A 23,020-nucleotide genomic window follows, 5' to 3' on the forward strand; every position below is an offset into this window, starting at 1 on the left:
GCATGGTTCGTGCGGTCATCTGCCGGACGAACTCGTTACGCAAAACCCTCTACCCAAGCTCCCTCAGGCGCAACCCCATTCGCTGCGAATTGGTTAACGGCCGAGCGGGCGCGCCTGCTGAATCGCGGAAAAAAAGAGAGCCGCACGGAGCGGCTCTATCAAGTTTCAACAGGGAGACGTCGACAACCATCAGGGTCGCCATCCAACGAATTGGACAATCACAGCTTTATCCAGACAGGGTAAATGCTTGGTTAGCGCGGCTCGCGATTCTCGACACAAACCCTATCTTTCCTGCTCACCATGTTGGGCAGCGCAACCGCGCCGCCCATTCATGCCCTTTGAAAGGCACCGAGCCCATGATCCTGCCGCGCACCATGACGATCGTCGCCCTCGATGGCCACGGAGAGCCCGAGGTTCTGGTGCCGCGCGAAGTCGACGTGCCTCGTCCGGGCGCGGGGCAAATCCTGATCGAGGTTCATGCAAGCGGCGTGAACCGGCCCGACATTCTCCAGCGCAAGGGCTATTATCCCGCGCCAGAAGGCGCACCGGACTGGCCGGGGCTGGAGGTCGCCGGTCGCGTGGCCGCCGTCGGGCCGGGCGTCTCGAATTTTCGCGAGGGCGACACGGCCATGGCGCTTCTGCCGGGCGGGGGCTATGCCGAATTCGCACTGGCGGATGCGGGCAGCGCGCTGCCGATCCCCGGCGCTTTGAGCTTCAGCGAAGCCGCCGCCATTCCCGAAACCTTCCTGACCGTCTGGCACAACGTGTTCCAGCGCGGGCGGCTCGTGGCGGGCGAGACGTTCCTCGTGCATGGCGGAACATCCGGTATCGGCACCACGGCGATCCAACTGGCCCACGCCTTCGGCGCGCATGTGGCGACGACGGTGGGCAGCCCGGAAAAGCTTGAAGCCGCGCGCGCGCTGGGCGCCGATCTCGCAGTCGACTATCGCCGTGAGGATTTCGTGGCGGCGCTGAAGAACTGGCGGGATGGGCATGGCGTCGATCTGACGCTCGACATGGTGGGCGGCGACTATACGAACCGCAATCTTCAGGCTGCGGCGGTCGATGGGCGCATCGTGCAGATCGCCTTTCTGCAAGGAGCGAAGGTGGAGATCGATCTGAACCTCGTCATGCAGAAGCGCCTCGTACTCACCGGCTCGACCCTGCGGGCGCGCGACCATGCTTTCAAAGCGGCGCTGGCGGCGGATCTGCGCGAGAAGGTCTGGCCGCATCTCGAATCGGGCCGCGTGCGCCCGTTGATCGAGGCGACCTATCCGCTGGTGGAGGCCGCCGAAGCGCATCGGCACATGGAGCGCGATCATATCGGCAAGATCGTGCTCGTGACCGGCCGGCAATAGATCGCCGGACTTCCTTGCGATTGCGGCTGGCACCCCCTATAGTTCGCGTTAATTCCCGCATTCGTGGCATGACCACAGCCCGCCTTCCCGGGGGGCCACTAGGAGACTATTACCCATGGCTCAGCAGCTCCTGATGCCGAAGGCCACGGCCGTCTGGCTGGTGGACAACACCTCGCTGTCCTTCGAGCAGATCGCCGAATTCTGCACCCTGCACCCGCTCGAGGTGAAGGCGATCGCGGATGGCGAAGCGGCGCAGGGCATCAAGGGCATGGACCCCATCATCACGGGGCAGCTGACGCGCGACGAGATCGTGCGCGCGGAAAAGGACCCGCGCCACAGGCTGAAGATCGCGCCGCCCAAGGTTCGCGTGCCGGAGGCCAAGCGCAAGGGACCGCGCTACACGCCCGTTTCCAAGCGGCAGGACCGTCCGAACGCGATCCTCTGGCTGGTGCGCAACCATCCCGAGCTGAAGGACAACGCGATCTCGCGCCTCGTCGGCACGACCAAGCACACGATCGAGCAGATCCGCGAGCGCACGCACTGGAACTCGGCCAATCTCCAGCCGATGGACCCGGTGACGCTCGGCCTCTGCTCGCAGATAGACCTCGATCTGGAAGTCGAGAAGGCCTCGCGCGGAATGCCCCGCCCGGAGGAACTCGCCGAGGAAGAGCGCCTCCTGTCGGCCGCACAGACGCAGAACTACCGTCCCGCCCCGCGCGAGGACGACGGAGAGCTGGACGCGGCCGCCGTCTTCGCCAAGCTCTCCTCCATGCGCCGCACCGAGCCCGAGGAAAGCGAAGACGAAGCCTATTGAGGCGCGTCGGCATCGCGGAATGAAAAAAGGCGGCCTATGGGGCCGCCTTTCTCGTTTCAGCCGTTGCCGCGAAACTCGGGATAGAGCGTCATGCCGCCATCGGTGAACAGCGTCTGGCCGGTGATGTAGTCGGCCGCGTCCGACACGAGAAAGGCCGCGACGCGCCCGATATCGGCGGGCTCGCCGATGCGCCCATAGGGAATGAGCTTGAGCATGGCGTCCAAGCCGCCCGGCTTCTCGCGCTCCGACTGATTGATGGCGGTCGCGATGGCACCGGGAGCGACGGCGTTGACGCGGATTTTCTCGTGCGCGACCTCCTGCGCCAGCGATTCCATCAACAGCCGCAAGCCGCCCTTGGAGGCCGCGTAATTGACGCGGAAGGCCCAGGGAATGCGCTGGTGCACCGAGTTGTCAAAGAGGAGCTTGCCGAGCGAGCGGCTGACATCCTCGCGCAGTCCCTTCTTGCGAAAGCGCCGGATCGCCTCGCGCCCGACCAGGAAGCCGCCCGTCAGATTGGTGGAGATCACCGTGTTCCAGTCGTCCAGCGACATGTCGGCGATGGCCGAGTCCCGCTGCAAGCCGGCATTCGACACGACGATGTCGAGCGGCCCCAGCGCCGCTTCCGCCTGATCGAACATGGCGATGACATCGGCCTCGACCGAAACGTCGGCTTGCACCGCGACGGCGCGCCGGCCCAGCGCCTCGACACTGTCCACCGTGCCCTTCGCGCTGTCGGCCGAGCCGCGATAGTTCACGATGATATCCGCGCCAGCGCGGGCGAGTTCCACCGCGATCGCCTCGCCGATGCCGGAGGAGGAGCCGGTCACGAGCGCGGTCTGGCCGTGAAGGGAATGAAGATCAGTAGATGCCATCGGGGTCCTCGATCATCTGATGGGAGGCGTTCACGGGGTCGTCGGAATGCGACGACAGCGCCCGGTCGAGCCAGATCGCGGCCGAGATCAGCGACAGGTGCGTCAGCCCCTGCGGGAAATTGCCGAGATGGTCGCCGGATGTGGAGAGTTCCTCGGAATAAAGGCCGAGGTGATTGGCGTAGGAATGCAGTTTCTCGAACAGAAGTCGGGCCTCCGCAACGAAGCCGGAGCGCGCCAAGGCCTCGACATACCAGAAGGAGCAGATGGTGAAGAAGCCTTCTTCGCCTTCCAGCCCGTCATGGTTCTCGTCGGTGTTGATGTAGCGCCGGACAAGGCAGTCATGGACGAGATTGGCCTGCACGGCCTTCAGCGTCGAGGTCCACATCTGGTCGCGCGGGTTGATGAACTTCACGAGCGGCATCAGGAGAACCACGGCGTCGAGCGTTGAGGAGCCCTTGAACTGGGTGAAGGCGCCCAGGTCCTTGTTCCAGAACTCCTCCAGAATGCTGCGCTGGATCGCGTCGCGCTCGGAACGCCAGCGCAGGATGTCGGCCGGTAGGGATTCCTGCTCGGCGATCTTCATGCCGCGATCGAGCGCCACCCAGCACATGAGGCGCGAGGACAGATATTCGCGGTCCTCGCCCCGGCTTTCCCAGATGCCCTTGTCGGGCAGGTGCCAGTGGTCGCAGAGCCAGTCCATCAGCCGCGACAGCTTGGCCCAGACCGCATAGGCCGGCTTCCCGCGCGCCTTGGTCGCGATATAGACCGCGTCCATGAACTCGCCGAAAATGTCCATCTGGCGCTGGCGATAGGCGGCGTTGCCGACGCGCACCGGGCGCGAGCCGAGATAGCCGCTCAAATGGTCAAGCGAAACTTCGGGCAGCTTCTCCGCGCCGTCCATCGCGTACATGATCTGGAGGCCGGACTCGACATCCTCATGCGGCTCGACGATGCGCTCCATCAGGAAATGGATGAAGGCTTCCGCCTCGTCGAAATAGTTCAGCCGCGACAGGGCGTAGAGCGTAAAGGCGCTGTCGCGCACCCAGCAGAAGCGATAGTCCCAGTTGCGCTCGCCGCCCACGACCTCCGGTAGGCCGAACGTCGCGGCGGCCGCGATCGAGCCATGGCGCGCCGAGGTGAGAAGCTTGAGCGTCAGCGCCGAGCGCACCACCAGCTCGCGCCAGAAGGTGGGATAGCGCCCTTGTTTCACCCAGCGGTGCCAGAATTCGCGCGTCTGCCCGAAGGCGGCGCGCGCGTATCCGGGCTCGATCTTCGGTGCGTCCTTCCGGCCGGGGCAGAAGATCACATAGACCGACTCGTCCTCCTTCAGGTCCACCTCGCCGGAGATCGTGCCGTTCTCGACCTGCAAGGGGATCGAGGAATAGAAGAAGACCTCTTCGCGCCCGCCATCCGACGCGCGGTCCCAGGACACGGCGAAGCCGCCTGGAATGGCTCGGAAGTCCGGGTGGATCGAGCCATATTCGGGGCGCGGGCGAATCTGTACGCGAAAGCGCACCGGGCCCATGATCGCCTTGCCCCGGCGCACGATGCGCCCCGAGCCATCGATCGGCATGAAATCGGTGATCTCGCCGATCCCGTTCGCGCCCAGAAAGCGTGTGAGGAGAATATTGGTGTCGGGCAGATAGATTTGCCGACAGGCCAGCGCGTCACCTTCGGCCCAGAGCCGGAACTCGCCGCCCTTGTCGGTGTCGAGCAGCCCGGCGAACAGACTGGGTGAGTCGACATTGGGATGACAGAAGAAATCGATCCGCCCGTCCTGCGCCACGAGGGCGATGGTGTTCATGTCGCCGATCACGCCATGGGCGGAAATCGGGTTCGGCAGCGCGGGGGCGGAAACGGACTGCATCACAAAAACCTGTTGGTCGGGCAGGCGTGACACATTGGTCGTTTGGCCGGGAAGTAAAGTCAGCTCGGGGGTCTCGCGCGGCGGAAGGCCCGTGGGGAAGGCGGCTGACCTTTTACGTAAAAAGGCAAGACGAACGGGATGCGCGCCTTTCAATTGCTCCATCCGCCTGCTTTCAGTATCCACGACGTTCGAAGCAGCGGAGGTAAGCGTACCTTACCCCCGCTGGCTGACGCAGTTCGGAGTGACTATGAGCGCCATGGAAGACAGCCTGCGACGAGCCCTCGAAGGCGGCGACGCGCGCGATCCCGCCTTTCGGGAGAGCATCTATGCCGCCTCCGAACGGGCCTTGGAGCGGATGCTGGAGGCGCGCGGCGCGGAGGAGGGGATCGCCCACGAGCAGCGCTCGCGCCTGGCCGAAACGATCAACCGCGTCGAGGCCGACTTCGCGCCGCAAAGCTTTGCTCCGCAGAGCTATTCCGCCGAACCCCATCCTGATGAGCACGAGCCGGAGCCCTACGAGGAACGGCTGACGGATGAAGCTCATCCGCACGCCGCGCCGGACGGTGACGAGCGGGACGAGCGGGGCGAGGATGGCGGCTGGACGCCGGGCCGACCGCGCGCATCCGACGAAAAGACCCGCGCTTTGCCAAGCTGGAAGGTGCCTGCCTTGGCCGCTCTTCTGGCGCTCGGGCTGGGGCTTCTCGCCTATGCCATCACGGGCGCGCTGCGCGGCCGCGACACCCCGGAGGTCACGGGCTCGACGGAAGCGGTCGATACGCTTCCCAAACTCGCCTGGATCGACGTGTTCGACGGCAACGACCTCGAACGTCTCTCGACTCCCGCGGGCGGGCGCATCGAGGCGGTGAAGAAGGACAGTGCGCGCGAGGCCGTGCGCATTTCGGCGCCGGCCGGCAGCCCGAACGAGGCGCTTCTGGCGGTCGGGCCGGGGACGCTGCATCAGATCGCCGGGCGAAACGTGCGCATCGAAATCGTCGCCGGTTCGCCCGATGGCACGCCGCGCGAATTCTCCGTTCGCTGCCTCGTCGGCAGCCGAAGCTTCTGCGACAGCCAGCGCTTCACCACCGACATGCCGGAAGAGGCCTTCGTCTTCGATGTCACCGTTCCGGCCGTGGCCAGCAACGATACCAGCATCGCCATTGCGCCGGGTGTCGCGGGGCAGACCAACGATGTGGACATCTATTCCCTGCGGCTGCGCCAGCTCGGCTGAGCTGCCGCGACGTCGCTGAAACTTGCTCTCGATTTTTCGTGAGAAATGACCGCTTCGTGTCATCTGATTGACGATCGAACATGCGAATCGTGTCGCTTGTTCGATCGGGATGCGCAAGCGGAGCGATGATGTCCATTGGCATGACCGAGACAGGCTTACCCGGCGGCGGTGCGCGTCGTGGCAGTTTTATCTCGCTTTCCACGCTGGTTCTGGTCGGGGCGCTCGTCTGGGCGGCTTGGGTGATTCCGCAGTTGCGCCCCGTCGTCGCCGGGGTTCTGGTGCTGAGCGCCTTGGTCGAGCTGATTCAGCGCAGCGCGCGCGCATCGCTCCGCGCCAAAGCCGGCAAGGTCGGCGAGGTCGCGCCGCTCTGGCCCAATGCCAGCGTCAAGAGCGTGGTGAACGCGATGCGCGAGCCGGCCTTCGTTCTGGACCGCGATCTCGCGCTGCGCTTCTCCAACGCCGTTGGCATTCAGACCTTCGGCAACATGGTGCTGGGCGATCCGATCGCCATGCGCTTTCGCGCGCCCGAATTCATCGCCGCCATGGCCGAGGCGATCGAGGCGGACGAGCCGCAGCTGACCGAATATGCCGAGCGCGCCCCCTCCGACCGCGCCTGGGCCGTTGATATCCTGCCCATGCCCATGCCGGGCGAAGCGCAGACGCATTTCTTTCTGGCGCTGTTTCGCGACCGCACGCAGATGCGCCGGATCGAGAAGATCCGGACGGATTTCGTCGCCAATGCCAGCCACGAATTGCGCACGCCCCTGGCCTCGCTGTCGGGCTTCATCGAAACGCTGAAAGGCCCGGCGCGAGACGACCCCAAGGCGCGCGCGCAGTTTCTCGACATCATGCAGGATCAGGCCCGGCGCATGTCGCGCCTGATCGACGATCTCCTGTCTCTGTCGCGTATCGAGATGCGCCGCCGGCTGGAGCCGGGCGAGCGAGCCGACATCGCCTCCGTTCTGCGCGTCGTGGCGCAGCAATCGGCGCCGACCGCAGCGGAGAAGGAGCTGGCGCTGGAACTCGTCGGGCTGGACGAGGGCGAAGCGCTGGTCAATGGCGACCATGACGAACTGGTTCAGGTCTTCGGCAATCTCGCCGAAAACGCCATGAAATACGGCGACGGGGGCGGGCGCATCCAGATCGGCCTGACGCGCGGCCCCGACACGGTCGAGGCCTTCGTGCGCGATTTCGGCCGGGGCATCGCGCCCGAACACGTGCCGCGTCTGACCGAGCGCTTCTACCGGGTGGAGGACGGAAGCGCGCGGGCGCGGGGCACGGGCCTCGGCCTCAGCATCGTGCGAAACGTGTTGATACGCCACAACACACGGCTATCGATCGCCTCGATTCCCGGGCAAGGCTCGACATTCTCGGTGCGCTTCCGGCTGGCTTCTGTGAGGTCGTCCGGCAAGGCTGCGTGAAATCAATAGCTTAGACTGTCATAAATCGGATATGGCTTTGTCATAGACAGGTTGCGTCGGCCGGCTAGACCGGCCTCGAACAACGCCGCGTCCTTTGATCTTGTCCGGCGGTTCGCATTCGAAACGTTTCGATGGAGAAACGCCTGTGATCAAGTCCCTCTTCGCCACGCTCGCTCTCGGCGCGGCCGTCATGACGACCGGCGCGGCTTTCGCGCAGAGCACGCAGCCGGTTCATGCGGCCGGTTCCTCGACCGTTCTGCCCTACGCGCAGATCGTGGCGCAGAATTTCGGCGAAATCTTCCCGGACTTCCCGACCCCGGTCGTGGAGTCGGGCGGCACGTCGGGCGGCTTCCGCCAGTTCTGCGCGGGCGTCGGCCCGGAGACGGTCGACATCGCCAATGCCTCGCGCCCGATCTCGGACTCCGAGAAGAAGGCTTGCAAGGATTCCGGCGTTACCGAAATTCAGCAGGTTCGCTTCGGCTATGACGGCATCGTCTTCGCCTCCTCGGCGTCCGGCCCGAGCTTCGTCCTGACGCCGGAGACGATCTTCAAGGCGCTGGCCGCCAAGGTCGTCAAGGACGGCAAGGTCGTGGACAACGCCGCCGCCAAGTGGTCGGATGTCGACGCCTCGCTGCCGAACCAGGACATCATCGCCTTCATCCCGGCCGAGAACCACGGCACGCGCGAAGTCTTCGAAGAGAAGACGGTCGTCGCCGGCTGCAAGTCCTCCGGCGCGCTCGAAGCCTTCAAGAAGTCCGGCATGGACGACAAGGCCGCCGAGAAGCAGTGCCACCAGATCCGCAACGACGGCAAGGCCGTGGACGTTGCCGGCGACTACACCGAGACCCTGGCGCGCATCGCCGCCAACCCGCAGGGCGTCGGCGTCTTCGGCCTGGCCTTCTACGACCAGAACCAGGACAAGCTCAAGGTCGCGACCGTCTCGGGCGTCACGCCTTCGGTCGAGACCGTGGCGTCCGGCCAGTATCCGGTGTCGCGTCCGCTGTTCTTCTACGTCAAGAAGGCGCATCTCGGCGTCGTTCCGGGCCTCAAGGAGTTCGTGACCTTCTGGCTCGACGATCAGATGATCGGCCCCGACGGCCCGCTCGCCCAGTACGGCCTCGTGCCGGCCCCTGAGGCGCAGCGCGAAGAAGCCCGCAAGGCTTTCGAAGCCGGCACCACGATCGCCGAATAATCCATCTTCTTCGATGGGAGGCCGGCCCAAGGGTCGGCCTCTTCACTTTCACCGCCAGCCGTCCGCGACCTGAGAGGGGAAGCGCGAGGCTGATGATCCTTCGGGGGACGGCGAACGGTGTCCGTATTTGCTCTCATTCTGATTGTTCTGGCGATTGGCCTTGTGGGCTTCGTGCTGGGACGCCGCAAAGGCGCGGCGCTGCCCGACGCGCCCGGCGCCAAAATCCATTCCCGCCCGGTCTATCACGGGTCCTATGTCTTCTCCTGGGCCGTGGTCCCGGCCTTTCTCCTGATGGCCGCCTGGCTCGCGATTTCGCCCATTGTCGTCTTCTCCACCGTCGAGCGCCGTATCGAAGCCGATACGCAGAGCGCCTCCTCCTCGCTCGGCCGCAGCCTCGTGCGCTCGCTGGGTCAAGGCATTCGCGCGCTTCCCGCCGATGAGCAGGTGGGCCTCGAGACAGCCGGCATCGCCCAGATCAAGCCCTTGTTCGAGCGTCGCGGCATTCCGCTTCCGGGCGGCGCGACGGACGCGATGGTTCCGATCGCCGTCGAGAAGAACCACATGGAGGACGTGAGCCGTCTGGCCATGACGGGCGCCGTTCTGGTGGTTGCGGTCGCCGGGCTCTTCCTGTCCCTGTCCCGCATCGCGGTTCGTCTGCGCGCGCGCAACAAGGTCGAGCGGATCGTCAAGGTCTTCCTGATCCTCTGCTCCTCGATCGCCATTCTGACGACGGTCGGCATCGTCTGCTCGATGCTGTTCGAGAGCATCGATTTCTTCAGCCGTATCTCGCCCTCGAGCTTCTTCTTCGGAACGGTGTGGGAGCCACGCTTTGCCGCCGCCGGGTCGCAGGCGGCCGGGCAGTTCGGCATCATCCCGCTTCTGGCGGGCACTCTCTATATCGCCTTCGTCGCCATGCTCTTCGCCGTGCCGGTCGGCCTGTTCGCCGCCATCTACATGGCCGAATATGCGTCCAGCCGCGTGCGCTCCATCGTCAAGCCGCTGCTCGAAGTGCTGGCCGGCATTCCGACGATCGTCTACGGCTTCTTCGCGCTGATCACGGTCGGCCCGTTCCTGCGCGACATCTCGGCCGACATCAACGGGCTGCTGACGGGCAATTTCACCGGCTTTATCCAGGCGCAGTCGATCCTGACCGCCGGTCTCGTGATGGGCATCATGCTGATCCCCTTCGTCTCGTCCCTCTCGGACGACATCATCACCGCCGTGCCGCGCTCGCTGCGTGACGGCTCGATGGGGCTGGGCGCGACGCCCTCCGAAACGGTGAAGAAGGTCGTGCTGCCGGCGGCGCTGCCCGGCATCGTCTCGGCGCTGCTGCTCACCGCTTCGCGCGCCATCGGCGAGACCATGATCGTGGTTCTGGCGGCCGGCATCGCGGCCAACATCACACTCAACCCGTTCGAGGCCATGACCACCGTGACGGTCAAGATCGTCTCGCAGCTGACGGGCGATCTCGACTTCACCTCGCCGCAAAGCCTCGTGGCCTTCGCGCTCGGCATCACGCTCTTCGTGATGACGCTGATCCTCAACATCATCGCCCTTGCCATCGTGCGCAAGTACCGGGAGCAGTACGACTGATGAGCGATACGACGATTTCCCGCTCGGACGCCGTTCCGACCTCCGCGCGCCCCGCGCGGCGCGACATCGGCCTGCGCCGTCGCTATGCCGCCGAACGTCGCTTCCGCTTCTATGGTCAGGGTGCGATCGCCATCGGCATGATCTTCCTCGCCATCCTTCTTTGGACGGTGATCGGGCAGGGCTACACGGCCTTCTTCCAGACCCAGATCCGCCTGCCGGTCACCTTCTCCAAGAGCATCATCGATCCGAACGACAAGGCCAAAGCCGACCCGACGATCCTGCGCACGGTGAATTACCCGCGCCTCGTGCAGGACGCGCTGGTGAAGGAACTCGGCATCGACCCGAACAACCGGGCCGCCGTCGCCTCGGCCATGCAGCTCGTGTCGCAGGGCGTGCGTGCCCAGCTCGCCAACATGGTGCTGGACGATCTCTCGATCATCGGCACGACGCAGGATGTCTGGGTCTACGCCAACTCGACGGTCGACTCGGCCGTGAAGGGGCAGTTCGATCTGTCGATCCCGGAAGCGCGCCGTCCGATCAAGGACCAGCAGCTCGCCTGGATTCACGATCTCGAAGCCAAGGGCGCGATGGAGCAGCGCTTCAACACCGGGCTCTTCACCTTCGGCGCTTCCGCCCGCGCCGAGACGGCGGGCGTCGGCGTCGCCCTGATCGGCTCGCTCTACATGATGGGCATCGTTCTGGTGCTGGCTCTGCCGATCGGCGTCGCGGCGTCGATCTATCTGGAAGAGTTCGCGCCCAAGAACCGCTTCACCGACCTCATCGAGGTGAACATCAACAATCTCGCGGCTGTGCCTTCGATCGTCTACGGCCTCTTGGGTCTCGCCGTCTTCATCAACTGGATGGGCCTACCGCGCTCGGCCTCGCTGGTCGGCGGCCTCGTCCTGACGCTGATGACGCTGCCCACGATCATCATCGCGACCCGCGCCGCGTTGAAGGCCGTGCCGCCCTCGATCCGCGCCGCCGCCCTGGGGCTCGGCGCATCCAAGATGCAGACCGTGTTCCAGCATGTGCTGCCGCTGGCCATGCCCGGCATTCTGACGGGCACGATCATCGGTCTCGCCCATGCGCTGGGCGAAACCGCGCCGCTCCTCCTGATCGGCATGGTGGCCTTCGTCGCCAACTATCCCGCAACGCCCATGGACCCCGCGACCGCTCTTCCGGTGCAGATCTACATGTGGGCCAACGAGGCCGAGCGCGCCTTCGTGGAGCGCACCTCGGGCGCCATCATCGTGCTTCTTCTCTTCCTGGCGGTCATGAACGTCACCGCCATTCTGCTTCGTCGTCGCTTCGAGCGTCGCTGGTAGGAACGATCGGATTTTATATGATGGAAAATCTTCATTTGACCGCCGCCCCGAAGACCAGCGCGCCCGCCTTCGCCAGCAAGATGAAGGGCGAGAGCGTCTCGGTCTTCTACGGCGCGAAACAGGCGCTGTTCGAGGTCAATCTCGACGTCTACGAACGTCAGGTGACGGCGCTGATCGGCCCTTCGGGCTGCGGCAAGTCCACCTTCCTGCGCTCGCTCAACCGCATGAACGACACGGTCGAGGGCGCCAAGGTCAAGGGCCTGATCACGCTGGACGGCGAGGACATCTACAACCCGCAGATCGACGTGGTGGAACTGCGCGCCCGCGTCGGCATGGTGTTCCAAAAGCCCAACCCGTTCCCGAAGTCGATCTTCGAGAACGTCGCCTATGGGCCGAAAATCCACGGGCTCGCCAAGTCGAAGACCGATCTGGAAGAGATCGTGGTCACCTCGCTGCGCAAGGCCGGCCTGTTTCAGGAGGTGAAGGACCGCCTTCATGACGCCGGCACGGGCCTGTCGGGCGGCCAGCAGCAGCGCCTGTGCATCGCGCGCGCCATCGCGGTGTCGCCCGAGGTGATCCTGATGGACGAGCCCTGCTCGGCGCTCGACCCGATCGCGACCGCCACGGTCGAGGAACTGATCGACGAGCTGAAGCAGAACTTCACGATCGTGATCGTGACGCACTCGATGCAGCAGGCCGCCCGCGTGTCGCAGCGCACGGCCATGTTCCATCTGGGCAAGATCGTCGAGGTCGGACCGACCGAGAAGATGTTCCAGAACCCGGACGACAAGCGTACGCAGGACTACATCACCGGCCGCTTCGGCTAACCTCGCGCCCGGCCGCGCCGCCGCGCGCGGCTGACCCCGCCAGAACAGGGAGTTCGCATCATGGAACACATCGTTTCCTCCTATGATGACGAGTTGAAATTCATCCTGCGCCGCATCTCCGAAATGGGTGGCCAGGCCGAGCGCATGGTGGAACAGGCCGTGTCGGCGCTGATCCGCTCCGACTGGGGCCTCGCCCAGTCCGTCGTCGCCGACGACATCCTTCTCGACACGCTCCAGCGCGAGGTGGACGAGCGCGCCGTGATGACGATCGGCAAGCGCCAGCCCATGGCGCAGGATCTGCGCGAGATCGTCGGCGCGATCCGTATCTCCAGCGATCTGGAGCGGATCGGCGATCTGGGCAAGAACATCGCCAAGCGCGTCATCGCGGTGAACGATCACAAGCAGCCGGTTCAGCTGGTGCGCGGGATCGAGCACATGTCGGAGCTGGCGCTGGAGCAGCTGAAGAACGTTCTCGACGTCTACGCCACGCGCGACGCCGTGCGTGCGCTGGAAATCCGTGCCCACGACGCCGAGATCGACGCGCTCTACACCTCGCTGTTCCGCGAACTCCTGACCTATATGATGGAAGATCCGCGCAACATCACGGCCTGCACGCATCTCCTCTTCTCGGCCAAGAATATCGAGCGGATCGGCGACCACGCGACCAACATCGCCGAGACGGTCTACTACATCAAGACCGGCACGCAGATGGAGGCCGAGCGTCCCAAGAGCGACTCGACGCCCTCGATCGCCGCGCCCATGCCCGGCGCGAACGGGTAAGCGCCATGGGGCCGAGGATCACGGTCGTCGAGGACGAGGACGCGCTGGGCGTTCTTCTGCGCTACAATCTGGAGGCCGAGGGCTACGAGGTCGATGTGATCGCCCGCGGCGACGAGGCGGATCTGCGGCTCAAGGAAGCCGTGCCGGACCTGCTCCTGCTCGACTGGATGCTGCCGGGCCTGTCGGGCGTCGAGCTGTGCCGGCGTCTTCGCACGCGGCCGGAGACCGAGCGCCTGCCGATCATCATGCTGACGGCGCGCGGCGAGGAGTCGGAGCGGGTGCGCGGCCTGTCGGTCGGCGCGGACGATTACGTCGTGAAGCCGTTCTCGACGCCCGAGCTGATGGCCCGCGTGCGAGCCATGCTGCGGCGCGTGAAGCCGGAACGCATTTCCAGCCAGCTCGTCGCCGGAGATCTCGATCTCGACCGCGAAACGCACCGCGTTCGCCGGGCCGGGCGGGAGGTCAAGCTCGGACCCACCGAGTTCCGCCTTCTGGAATTCCTGATGCAGTCGCCCGGCCGCGTCTTCTCGCGCGAGCAATTGCTCGACGGCGTCTGGGGGCGGGACATCTATGTCGACGAGCGCACGGTGGATGTGCATGTCGGCCGTTTGCGCAAGGCGATCAATCGCGGGCGACAGCGCGATCCGATCCGCACCGTTCGCGGCGCGGGCTATTCGTTGGACGAGAATTTCACCAGCCCGCGTCCGGCCTCGGCGCAGCGCGCGGAAGCCAGCTGACGGCTTCCCCGCAAGCGGGTTCGAAACGAAAACGGCGCGGCAAGCAGGGGCTTGTCGCGCCGTTGTTGTTTCAGGAGTGAGAAGCGCCCTCGGGCACCGATCCCGCCCGCTCGACCGCTTGGGCTCAGCCCTCGGCCGCGTCGTCCTTGATATAGGGCTCGACCGTGCCCTTCAGCTTCATCAGAAGCGGCTTGCCCTGGCGGTCCTTCGCCTTGCCGGCGGCCACGCGCACCCAGCCTTCGCTGACGCAATATTCCTCGACATTGGTCTTTTCCGCGCCGTTGAAGCGGATGCCGACGCCGCGCGCCAGAAGCGCCTCGTCGTAATGCGGGCTGTCCGGGTCGATCGCGAGGCGGTCGGGCAAGGTCGGTGTATCGGTCATGGCATGGCCTTCTGACGTAGGGACAAGGGATGCGAAACGGCTCTGGGCTGCACGCCTTCGCGCGCCGGGCCTTCGCCCTCCGATGTGCATCCGGTGCCCCTCCATAGAGCATGACGGCGCGCAGCGGGAGACGGTTTCTCGGTGGCGAGGAGATGGGCGCGGCGCTCGCGAGCGAGGAGCAAAAAGAAACCCGGCCGCTGGCGCTGCCGGGTCTCACATCAGGGTCTGAGAAAGCCCACCGTTGAGTTAGCGAACGCGGCGGCGCTCCGAGACGGGCTGGAAGGCGATGCGCGCGTGGTGCTTGCAGTAGGGCGAGGAGTCCTGCGAGTGGTTGCCGCAAAAGCGGAAATCCGGGCTCAGCGGATCACCGAGCGGCCATTTGCAGGTGCGCTCCGACAGCTGCACCAGCGTCAGATTGCGCGACATCGGCACCACTTCGCCGCCTTCGGAATGGCCGAAGATCTGCGCGTCCTCGAACGCTTCCGTCTCCGGAGACATCTTCAGCGCGGTCGCGCCGATGGAATGCACCATCGGCTGGCGCTGCGGCATGGGTGCGCGCAACGGCGGCGTCGAAGGCAAGGTCGGCGTCAGGATGCGCGGTGCGGCCGGGGCAGGCGCGGCCGCTGGCGCGATGGATGGGGCCGGCGTTGGCCTCTGCGGCACGGGGGCGGCCTCCGGCTCCGGGCGCGGCGCGGGGGCCTGCGCCACGACGACGACGGGCTCGGGCACCGGGGCCGGCGAGGGTGCGGCGACGGCCACCGGAATGGCGGCGGGGGTGATCTCGGCGACGCTCTCGTCCGATCCGCCCTTGGGGCGGTTGTCCAGCTTCAGCCGGTGAACCTTGCCGATTACGGCGTTGCGGGTGACACCGCCCAGTTCCGCCGCGATCTGGCTGGCGCTGCGGCCTTCGCCCCAAAGACGCGTGAGCAGCTCGATGCGCTCCTCGGTCCAACTCATGAACAGACTCCTCGTACTCAAGTCGCTGCGGGCGGGCGGCGCGGTCGCCAACATCCAAGGCACCCATCGATCCCTTGCGGATCGGCGGGGCTTCCCACACGAAATCTGGTGTCCGAGACGTTTCTAGAACGCAAGCGCGAAGGGCGGCAAGAGACCTCGCCGTCGCCCGAATCATTTCATCCGCTTTTCAACAGCTTATGGCGGAAGAATGACGCGCGCGGAAGTCCTTGCTGGGCCCAAGTGCCGAAACTTCGGCTTTCGTTGACAATTCGCGTCGTCCCCATGGTATAGGCTGGCCCTTGCGAGGCACTTCGATTTCGCCCGCTCCGGCCGCCTGTCGGGCCGCCGTCATCGCCAATGTCCATGCCAACGAGAAGTATCGCCATGGCCGAGTTCCACGATAATCCGCTGTTTGCCACATTCGCGCGCGCGGACATTCGCGTGGAGCGAGGGGAGGGCGTCTGGCTGCACACGAGCGACGGGCGGACCTTCCTCGACTTCACCGGCGGCATCGCCGTGAACTCGCTCGGCCATGCCCATCCCCATCTCGTGGCGGCCCTTACCGAGCAGGCCGGCAAACTCTGGCACACGTCCAACCTGTTCCACGTGCCGGGACAGGAGACGCTGGGTCAGCGGCTGGTCGAGGCGTCCTTCGCCGACAAGGTGTTCTTCACCAATTCGGGTGCGGAAGCGCTGGAATGCGCCATCAAGACGGCGCGGCGCTATCAATATGTTTCGGGCCATCCGGAGCGGTTCCGCATCGTCACCTTCGAGGGCGCGTTCCACGGGCGCACGCTGGCGACCATCGCCGCCGGCGGTCAGGCCAAATATCTGGAAGGCTTCGGCCCCAAGGTCGAGGGCTTCGATCAGGTGCCCTTCGGTGACGAGGCGGCGCTGCGCGCGGCCATCGGCCCGGAGACGGCCGCGATCCTGATCGAGCCGATCCAGGGCGAGGGCGGTATTCGCACCGTCGAGACGGGCTTCCTGAAGCTCCTGCGCCAGCTCTGCGACGAGCATGGCCTGCTTCTCGTCTATGACGAAGTGCAAACCGGCGTTGGCCGCACCGGGCGCTTCTATGCCTATGAGAATTCCGGCGTCGCGCCCGACATCCTGGCCTCGGCCAAGGGCATTGGTGGCGGCTTCCCGCTCGGCGCGTGCCTTGCCACGGCCGAGGCCGCCAAGGGCATGACGCCGGGCACCCATGGTACGACCTTCGGCGGCAATCCGCTCGCCATGGCCGTGGGCAATGCCGTGCTCGACGTGGTTCTGGCCGATGGCTTCCTGGAAGAGGTTCGCCGCAACGCGCTTCTCTTCAAGCAGAGCCTCGCCTCGCTGGCGGATCGCTATCCCGATGTCGTCGCCGAAGTGCGCGGCGAGGGGCTTCTGATCGGTCTCAAGATGGTGGTGCCGAACACGCAGTTGATCGAGGCGCTGCGCAAACACGCCATGCTCGCTGCGCCTGCCGGCGACAACGTCGTGCGCTTCCTGCCGCCGCTCAATGTCAAGGAAGCGGAAATCCGCGAGGCGATGGGCCGGCTGGAAGCCGCCGTCGCCGATCTGTCCCAGTCCCAGTCCGAAAGCAGCGCGGCATGAGTTCCCTTTCCGCGGCCATCGCATCGCCCGCCGACGCCTCGTCGGTGCGGCATTTCATCGATCTCTCCTGCACCACGCCGGGCGATCTGCGCGCCATCCTCAAGGATGCGCGCGAGCGCAAGGCGCAGGGCCGCAAGGGCGCGCGTCCGCTCGAAGGGCGGATGCTCGCCATGATCTTCGAGAAGCCCTCGACGCGCACCCGCGTCTCCTTCGACGTCGCCATGCGCCAGCTCGGCGGCGAGACGCTGTTCCTGTCGGGCTCGGAGATGCAGCTCGGCCGCGCTGAGACGATCGCCGACACGGCGCGCGTCCTGTCGCGCTATGTCGACGCGATCATGATCCGCACGACCGAGCATTCGCGGCTTCTCGAAATGGCCGAGGCGGCGACCGTGCCCGTCATCAACGCGCTGACCGACGACACGCATCCCTGCCAGATCATGGCCGATCTCCTCACCTTCGAGGAGCATCGCGGGCCGGTGCAGGGCAAGACCTTCGCCTGGTCGGGCGACGGCAACAACGTCCTGAACTCGCTGATCGAGGCGGCCGGCCGCTTCGATTTCTCGCTTCGCATTGCCACGCCCGAAGGCTCCGAGCCCGATCCGCGCTATGTCGCGGCGGCGCGCGAAGCGGGTACGCGGCTCCATCTGACGCATGATCCGGTGGAGGCCGTGTCGGGCGCCGATTGCGTCGTCACCGACACCTGGGTGTCCATGGGCCGCGAGGATCAGGCGCGTGGGCACAATGTGTTCCTGCCCTATCAGGTGAACGAGCGGCTCATGTCGCACGCCAACCCGCAAGCGCTCTTCATGCATTGCCTCCCCGCCCATCGCGGCGAGGAAGTGACGGATGCGGTGATCGACGGGCCGCAATCGGTGGTCTTCGACGAGGCCGAGAACCGGCTTCATGCCCAGAAGTCGATCCTCGCCTGGGTCTTCGGGGATGTCGCATCGCATGGCTGATTCCTCGCTCGAGCTTGGCGACATCGGCTTTGCCGGCGACGACGCGGTGGTTCCCTTCGCGGTCGAGGCCCTGGACGCGCGCGGTCGCGCCGTCCAACTCGGCGCGATGGTGGATCAGATTCTGGCGCGGCACGACTATCCCGCGCCGGTCTCGCAGCTTCTGGCCGAGATGATCGTGCTCACCGTCCTGCTCGGTACCTCGCTGAAGTTCGACGGCAAGTTCATCGCGCAGACGCAGACCGACGGTCCGGTGGACCTTCTCGTCGTGGACTACAGCGCGCCCTCCAGCGTGCGCGCCTATGCCCGCTTCGACGCCGAGCGTCTGGCCGAGGCCGTGGCCGAGCATCGCGCCGATCCGCCTTCGCTTCTGGGCGTCGGCATTCTGGCGCTGACGATCGATCAAGGCCCACATACGCAGCGCTACCAGGGCATCGTGGAACTGAACGGCGTCTCGCTGGAAGCGGTGGCGGAGAACTATTTCCGCCAGTCCGAGCAGATCCCGACCACCGTGCGCCTGGCGGTTGCCAAGATCGCGCGGCGTGCCGAAACCGGCGGCTTCAAGGAAAGCTGGCGCGCGGGCGGGCTGATCGCGCAGTTCCTGCCGAACGCGCCGGAGCGGATGCGGATGCCCGATCTGCCGGGCGGCGACGCGCCGGAAGGCGCCGAGGAGCACGTGTTCGAGGAAGACGATGCCTGGACGGAAGTTCAGGCACTGGTTGGCACGATCGAGGCTTCGGAACTGGCCGATCCGGAAGTCGGCGTGGAGCGGCTTCTGTTTCGCCTCTTCCACGAGCGGGGCGTGCGCGTCTTTCCGCCGACGCCGGTGCGAGACAATTGCTCCTGCACCCGCGAGAAGATCAAGGGCGTTCTCGAGAACTTCTCGCAAGAGGACATTGCCGAGAGCGTCGAGGACGGCAAGATCAACGTGACCTGCGAGTTCTGCGGCGAAGCCTACAGCTTCTCGCCCGACGAATTCACGCATGATCACGCTGATACTCAGGACGAGACGCCGAAGAACTGACGAGGCTTCAGGAGCGGCGAGGGGCTTTCCCTTTCGCCGCTCCCTTTAGGTCAGCTTCAGTTCAGGACGCGAAGGGTCTCCGGCGCGTCCAGCGAGAAGGCCGGCACTTCGATATCGAAACCGCGCCCATCGGCGGTTTCCATGCGGAACGAGCCGCGCATGATGCCGGACGGCGTGCCGAGCGGGCAGCCGGACGTGTAGGTGAAACTATCGCCGGGCGAGAGGATCGGCTCCTCGCCGACGACGCCGGGACCGCGCACTTCCTCGACCTGACCCCTGCCATTGGTGATGTGCCAATAGCGCGAGCGCAGCTGAACCGTCTCGCGCGAGCCGTTCTCGATTTCGATGCGATAGGCAAAGACCCAGCGCCCTTCCGCCGGGTCGGATTGCTCGGGAAGGAAGCTCGGGCTTACCGATACGGTGATATGCCGGGTCGTCGCCTTGTACATGACGGGTCGGGCCTGATGCAGGGTGGGCCACACGGGCGGCCCACCGTTGGAACTCATGCCTTGTGTGCCCGCCGATGAGGGCGGGCGCAAGGCAGTAGCGCCTGAGGTCAGGCTGCGGCGAGCGCCCGCGCGATATCCTCCACCAGATCCTCGACATCCTCGATGCCGACCGACAGGCGCAGGAGGCCGGGGCCGATGCCGAGTTCGGCGCGGGCCTCGTCGGTCAGGCTCTTGTGCGTCGTCGTCGCCGGATGGGTGATGAGGCTCTTGGCGTCGCCGAGATTGTTCGAGATCTTGACGATCTGAAGGGCGTTGGAGAAGCGGAAGGCCGCCTCCTTGCCGCCCGCCAGATCGATCGCGAGAAGGGTCGAGCCGCCGCTCATCTGCCGCTTGACGAGTTCCGCCTGCGGATGGTCGGCCCGGCCGGGATAGATGACGCTGGCGACCTTGGGCGAGGCCGCGAACACATCGGCTAGCCGCGCGGCGTTGGAGGTCTGCTGCGCCACGCGCAGCGGCAGGGTCTCTAAGCCCTTGAGCAACGTCCAGGCATTGAAGGGCGAAAGCGAGGGGCCGGTATGGCGGAAGAAGTCCTGAACGTTCTTCTCGATCCACTCCTTGGAGGAGAGGATGACGCCGCCGAGGCACCGGCCCTGGCCGTCGATATGCTTGGTGGCCGAATAGACGACGACGTCGGCACCGAGCTCCAGCGGCTTCTGCTGCAGGGGCGTGGCGAAGACATTGTCCACCACCAGCACCGCGCCCGCCGCATGGGCGATGTCCGCGACGGCGCGGATGTCCACCAGTTCCAGCGTCGGGTTGGTCGGGCTCTCCAGAAAGAAGAGTTTGGTTTCCGGGCGGACGGCGGCGCGCCACTGGTCGAGATCGCGCCCGTCCACCAGCGTACAGGCGACGCCCGCGCGGCCGAGCACGGTCTCGATGATGTAGCGGCAGGAGCCGAACAGGGCGCGCGCGGCGACCACATGATCGCCCGCCTTCACGGCGCATTGCAGCGCGGTCGAGATCGCGGCCATGCCGGAGGCGGTGGCGCGCGCGTCCTCGGCGCCTTCCAGCGCCATCATCCGCTCTTCGAACATGCGCGTCGTCGGGTTGGCGTAGCGCGAATAGACATAGCCGGGCTCTTCGCCCTTGAAGCGCGCTTCGGCGGCCTCGGCCGTCGGATAGACGAAGCCCTGCGTGAGAAAGAGCGCCTCGGATGTCTCGCCGAAGCCGGAGCGCATCGTGCCCCCGTGCACCATCTGCGTGGCGGGCCGAAGGCGCGAGGTCTCGTCAGGCTTGGACATGAGGATCACTCCGAGGGGCCGGCTTGGAAGAAGCTACGCCTTCGGGACCGCTCGGGAGAACTCGAGAAACGGCCCTTTAGCGAGTTGTTTAACGTGGCTGCAAGCCGGCCGGCAAAATCACCACAGCCTCACGCATAATCCGCCGCTTCCGACAAATCAATCGGGCGAGAGCTCCGATTTTTACAATGCTGAACGGTTGCTGGCGGCCGATCTCGCTTTTTGGCCCATATCGCTGTATGGCCCGCTCATGAGCGGCGGTATTCTTCCTGATCGAGACATTGCGAGGCTTTTCGAGGCGGGCGGCATTCGGGCCGAACGCGCCTTCGACGCCGACCAGATCCAGCCGGCCAGCCTCGACCTCCGTCTGGGATCGCGGGCCTACCGCGTGCGCGCGAGCTTCCTGCCGGGGCGCGGCGTCAGCGTCGCCGACAAGCTCGCCCGCTTTTCCATGCACGAGATCGACCTGACGGGCGGGGCGGTTCTGGAAACGGGCTGCGTCTATGTCGTGCCGCTTCAGGAAGCGCTGGCCCTGCCGGCCGAGATCCGCGCCGCCGCCAATCCGAAGTCCTCGACCGGCCGCCTCGATATCTTCACCCGCGTCCTTGTCGATGGTGCGCAGGAGTTCGACAAGGTGCCGGCCGGCTATCACGGCCCGCTCTTCATCGAGATCAGCCCGCGCACCTTCCCGATCGTGGTGCGCCCCGGCTCGCGCCTCAGCCAGATTCGCTTCCGCACCGGCGACGCGCAACTCGGCGAGGCAGAACTGGCCGCGCTTCATGCTGAGGCGCGCCTCACCAGCGCGCCGGATGCCAACATCTCGGGCGGCGGCATCGCGCTGTCGATCGATCTCAAGGGCGATGCCGGCGGGCTCGTCGGCTATCGGGGCAAGCGCCACACGGGCGTCGTCGATGTCGACAAGCGCGCCGCGCAGCCGGTGCTCGACTTCTGGGAGCCGATCCACCGCTCGGGAACGGGCGAACTCGTGCTCGACCCCGACGAATTCTATATCCTCGTTTCCAAGGAAGCCGTGCATGTGCCCCCCGCCTATGCGGCGGAGATGACGCCCTTCGACCCGCTGGTCGGCGAGTTCCGGGTGCATTACGCCGGCTTCTTCGACCCCGGCTTCGGCCACAGCCCGGCGGGCGGCACCGGCAGCCGCGCGGTTCTGGAAGTGCGCAGCCATGACGTGCCCTTCATTCTGGAAGACGGGCAGATCGTCGGCCGCCTCGTCTACGAGCGCATGGCCTCGCTGCCGGACCGGCTCTACGGCCTCGATCTCAACTCCAACTATCAGGCGCAGGGGTTGAAGCTGTCGAAGCATTTCGTCTGAGCGGCGTCTTCCTCTCCGGCGGACTGCGGACGGACCTTGCCCTCGGCGCCATCGTTCTGGCGCTGGCGCTTTGGGCCTTCTGGCGCGGCCGGCGCGCAGCCTCTCTGGCGCGCGAGCTCAAAGCCCTGCGGGCGGACGAAGCGCGCCGTCGCCAGTTTGCCGAAGAGAACGATCTCTCCAGCGCGGACAATCAGCTTCGCTTCATCGCGGCGGCAAACCTGCGCGCCGTGCGCCCGGTGAACAAGGAAGCCCAGCGCGTCTTGGGCAGTCTGGATGCCTGGATCGCGAAGTATCGGCCCGATTGGCGCGTCTCCTTCGAGGTCGCGATGGGCGCTTTCGTGCGCACCGCCTATGACCCGCGAGATTGGAGACAGCGCGCCGCCTTTCGCTCCTATAACAGCAAGCGCGTGGACTTTCTTGTCGTGGACGGAGCCGGCGAGCCTCGGCTTGTGGTGGAATATCACGGCACGGGTCATGATCTTTCGGGCGACGCGGCAGAGCGAATGCTTGTCAAACGCACCGTCTTGGAGCGCGTTGGCATCCCCTTGGCGGAAGTCCCGGCCAAGGCCGGGCGCGCTGCAACCTGGGCGCTGATCGACGCCGCGCTGAGCGACGTCGAGCCGGGCCGGGGCGCACGTTCCGGGCATGCTGGTCGGGTCTGAACCGTCCTCCTTTTTCCTCAGGTTCACCCGCTTTGATCCGCTTGCGTCGGCACGGTGCTTGCGCTACGTCTTTGTCAGACGCGGGCGTAGTTCAGCGGTAGAACGCCAGCTTCCCAAGCTGGATGTCGTGGGTTCGATCCCCATCGCCCGCTCCAATCCTTTTCCAAAACTTTGGTTCTGTTTGGCCTCTGGGGAGGCCGTTTTGCGTGGTGTGACCGCTGTCGGGGTTGGTCTCGAAAGTTTCGTGTTTTCTTCACAAAGCCGCTTGCCAACGGCAACGGGATGGAGCATAAGCCGCTCATCGGCAGCGGCCCAGCGGGCAGCGGCGGAATGACAGAGCGGGCGGGCGTAG

21 protein-coding genes, 1 tRNA gene and 1 riboswitch are annotated in these 23,020 nt (G+C 65.8%); of the genes, 16 read left to right on the top strand and 6 right to left on the bottom strand.

Translation table 11 applies throughout. The features are described from left to right. Positions 1-356 precede the first annotated feature (356 nt). Together NS365_RS19010 and NS365_RS19015 are read left to right on the top strand one after the other, a co-directional pair. Positions 357-1,358 (top strand): NAD(P)H-quinone oxidoreductase, encoded by a 1,002-nt coding sequence (locus tag NS365_RS19010; RefSeq protein WP_058601874.1) that lies wholly within the window; start codon positions 357-359, stop codon positions 1,356-1,358. 115 nt (positions 1,359-1,473) lie between these two features. Continuing rightward, the gene (locus NS365_RS19015; protein ID WP_058601875.1) at positions 1,474-2,172 is read left to right on the top strand and encodes a DUF1013 domain-containing protein; all 699 of its coding nucleotides are present in this window, start codon (positions 1,474-1,476) and stop codon (positions 2,170-2,172) included. 56 nt (positions 2,173-2,228) lie between these two features. On the opposite strand, the gene NS365_RS19020 is transcribed toward NS365_RS19015, so the two are convergent. Both NS365_RS19020 and NS365_RS19025 read right to left on the bottom strand, forming a co-directional pair. Further along, complete coding sequence (locus tag NS365_RS19020; protein WP_058601876.1) at positions 2,229-3,044, bottom strand: SDR family oxidoreductase; 816 nt, start codon at positions 3,042-3,044, stop codon at positions 2,229-2,231. Next, complete coding sequence (locus tag NS365_RS19025) at positions 3,031-4,911, bottom strand: glycoside hydrolase family 15 protein (protein WP_244496414.1); 1,881 nt, start codon at positions 4,909-4,911, stop codon at positions 3,031-3,033. Before NS365_RS19025 ends, NS365_RS19020 begins: the two co-directional genes overlap by 14 nt. A gap of 247 nt (positions 4,912-5,158) precedes the next feature. On the opposite strand from NS365_RS19025, the gene NS365_RS19030 reads away from it, so the two are divergent. The 8 genes from NS365_RS19030 to phoB all read left to right on the top strand — a co-directional run bounded on the left by NS365_RS19030 (position 5,159) and on the right by phoB (position 14,014). Then, positions 5,159-6,139 carry a hypothetical protein gene (locus NS365_RS19030; RefSeq protein WP_058601877.1) on the top strand — a complete coding sequence of 327 codons (981 nt, stop codon included), beginning with the start codon at positions 5,159-5,161 and terminating at the stop codon, positions 6,137-6,139. Positions 6,140-6,279: 140 nt separating this feature from the next. Then, a complete protein-coding gene (locus NS365_RS19035; protein WP_193753486.1) occupies positions 6,280-7,560 on the top strand; it encodes an ATP-binding protein in 1,281 nt (426 codons plus the stop codon). A gap of 145 nt (positions 7,561-7,705) precedes the next feature. After that, the gene (locus NS365_RS19040) at positions 7,706-8,752 is read left to right on the top strand and encodes a PstS family phosphate ABC transporter substrate-binding protein (RefSeq protein WP_058601898.1); all 1,047 of its coding nucleotides are present in this window, start codon (positions 7,706-7,708) and stop codon (positions 8,750-8,752) included. A gap of 117 nt (positions 8,753-8,869) precedes the next feature. Further along, positions 8,870-10,345: a phosphate ABC transporter permease subunit PstC gene (gene pstC, locus NS365_RS19045; protein WP_058601879.1), complete on the top strand. Its 1,476-nt coding sequence runs from the start codon at positions 8,870-8,872 to the stop codon at positions 10,343-10,345. Next, entirely contained in the window at positions 10,345-11,670 is a 1,326-nt protein-coding gene (pstA, locus tag NS365_RS19050) for a phosphate ABC transporter permease PstA (RefSeq protein WP_058601880.1), read from the top strand. Before pstC ends, pstA begins: the two co-directional genes overlap by 1 nt. Positions 11,671-11,687: 17 nt before the next feature. Next, entirely contained in the window at positions 11,688-12,497 is an 810-nt protein-coding gene (pstB, locus tag NS365_RS19055; RefSeq protein WP_058601881.1) for a phosphate ABC transporter ATP-binding protein PstB, read from the top strand. 60 nt (positions 12,498-12,557) lie between these two features. Then, entirely contained in the window at positions 12,558-13,277 is a 720-nt protein-coding gene (gene phoU, locus NS365_RS19060; RefSeq protein ID WP_058601882.1) for a phosphate signaling complex protein PhoU, read from the top strand. A 5-nt stretch (positions 13,278-13,282) separates the two neighbouring features. Continuing rightward, a complete protein-coding gene (gene phoB, locus NS365_RS19065; RefSeq protein WP_058601883.1) occupies positions 13,283-14,014 on the top strand; it encodes a phosphate regulon transcriptional regulator PhoB in 732 nt (243 codons plus the stop codon). 124 nt (positions 14,015-14,138) lie between these two features. On the opposite strand, the gene NS365_RS19070 is transcribed toward phoB, so the two are convergent. Beyond that, complete coding sequence (locus tag NS365_RS19070) at positions 14,139-14,396, bottom strand: DUF3297 family protein (protein WP_058601884.1); 258 nt, start codon at positions 14,394-14,396, stop codon at positions 14,139-14,141. Between the two features lie 246 nt (positions 14,397-14,642). Then, positions 14,643-15,353, bottom strand: a complete 711-nt coding sequence (locus tag NS365_RS19075; protein ID WP_058601885.1) for a GcrA family cell cycle regulator — start codon at positions 15,351-15,353, stop codon at positions 14,643-14,645. Between the two features lie 384 nt (positions 15,354-15,737). Here NS365_RS19075 and NS365_RS19080 point away from each other — a divergent pair, with 384 nt between their 5' ends. From NS365_RS19080 to NS365_RS19090, 3 genes are read left to right on the top strand one after another with little or no spacing between them, the layout of a single operon-like run. Continuing rightward, on the top strand, positions 15,738-16,946 hold the full coding sequence (locus NS365_RS19080; RefSeq protein ID WP_058601886.1) for an aspartate aminotransferase family protein: 1,209 nt from the start codon (positions 15,738-15,740) through the stop codon (positions 16,944-16,946). Further along, positions 16,943-17,905, top strand: coding sequence for an ornithine carbamoyltransferase (gene argF, locus NS365_RS19085; RefSeq protein ID WP_058601887.1), 963 nt, complete (start codon positions 16,943-16,945; stop codon positions 17,903-17,905). Before NS365_RS19080 ends, argF begins: the two co-directional genes overlap by 4 nt. Next, the gene (locus NS365_RS19090; protein WP_058601888.1) at positions 17,898-18,926 is read left to right on the top strand and encodes an Hsp33 family molecular chaperone; all 1,029 of its coding nucleotides are present in this window, start codon (positions 17,898-17,900) and stop codon (positions 18,924-18,926) included. The genes argF and NS365_RS19090 overlap by 8 nt, the downstream gene beginning before the upstream one ends. 56 nt (positions 18,927-18,982) lie before the next feature. Here the strand turns inward: NS365_RS19090 and apaG are convergent, their stop codons facing one another. Both apaG and NS365_RS19100 read right to left on the bottom strand, forming a co-directional pair. Continuing rightward, complete coding sequence (apaG, locus tag NS365_RS19095) at positions 18,983-19,375, bottom strand: Co2+/Mg2+ efflux protein ApaG (protein ID WP_058601889.1); 393 nt, start codon at positions 19,373-19,375, stop codon at positions 18,983-18,985. A 107-nt stretch (positions 19,376-19,482) separates the two neighbouring features. Further along, positions 19,483-20,676, bottom strand: a complete 1,194-nt coding sequence (locus NS365_RS19100; protein ID WP_058601899.1) for an O-succinylhomoserine sulfhydrylase — start codon at positions 20,674-20,676, stop codon at positions 19,483-19,485. A gap of 56 nt (positions 20,677-20,732) precedes the next feature. After that, positions 20,733-20,810: riboswitch (SAM riboswitch) on the bottom strand. Positions 20,811-20,923: 113 nt separating this feature from the next. On the opposite strand from NS365_RS19100, the gene NS365_RS19105 reads away from it, so the two are divergent. From NS365_RS19105 to NS365_RS19115, 3 genes are all read left to right on the top strand, one after another. Beyond that, positions 20,924-22,006 (top strand): 2'-deoxycytidine 5'-triphosphate deaminase, encoded by a 1,083-nt coding sequence (locus NS365_RS19105; RefSeq protein ID WP_058601900.1) that lies wholly within the window; start codon positions 20,924-20,926, stop codon positions 22,004-22,006. A 236-nt stretch (positions 22,007-22,242) separates the two neighbouring features. Next, a complete protein-coding gene (locus NS365_RS25360) occupies positions 22,243-22,668 on the top strand; it encodes a DUF2726 domain-containing protein (protein ID WP_206612152.1) in 426 nt (141 codons plus the stop codon). An 80-nt stretch (positions 22,669-22,748) separates the two neighbouring features. Further along, a tRNA-Gly gene (locus tag NS365_RS19115) sits at positions 22,749-22,823 on the top strand. The last annotated feature ends 197 nt before the right edge of the window (positions 22,824-23,020 follow it).

It is taken from the genome of Aureimonas ureilytica (assembly GCF_001475935.1).
GTDB lineage: Bacteria > Pseudomonadota > Alphaproteobacteria > Rhizobiales > Rhizobiaceae > Aureimonas > Aureimonas ureilytica_A.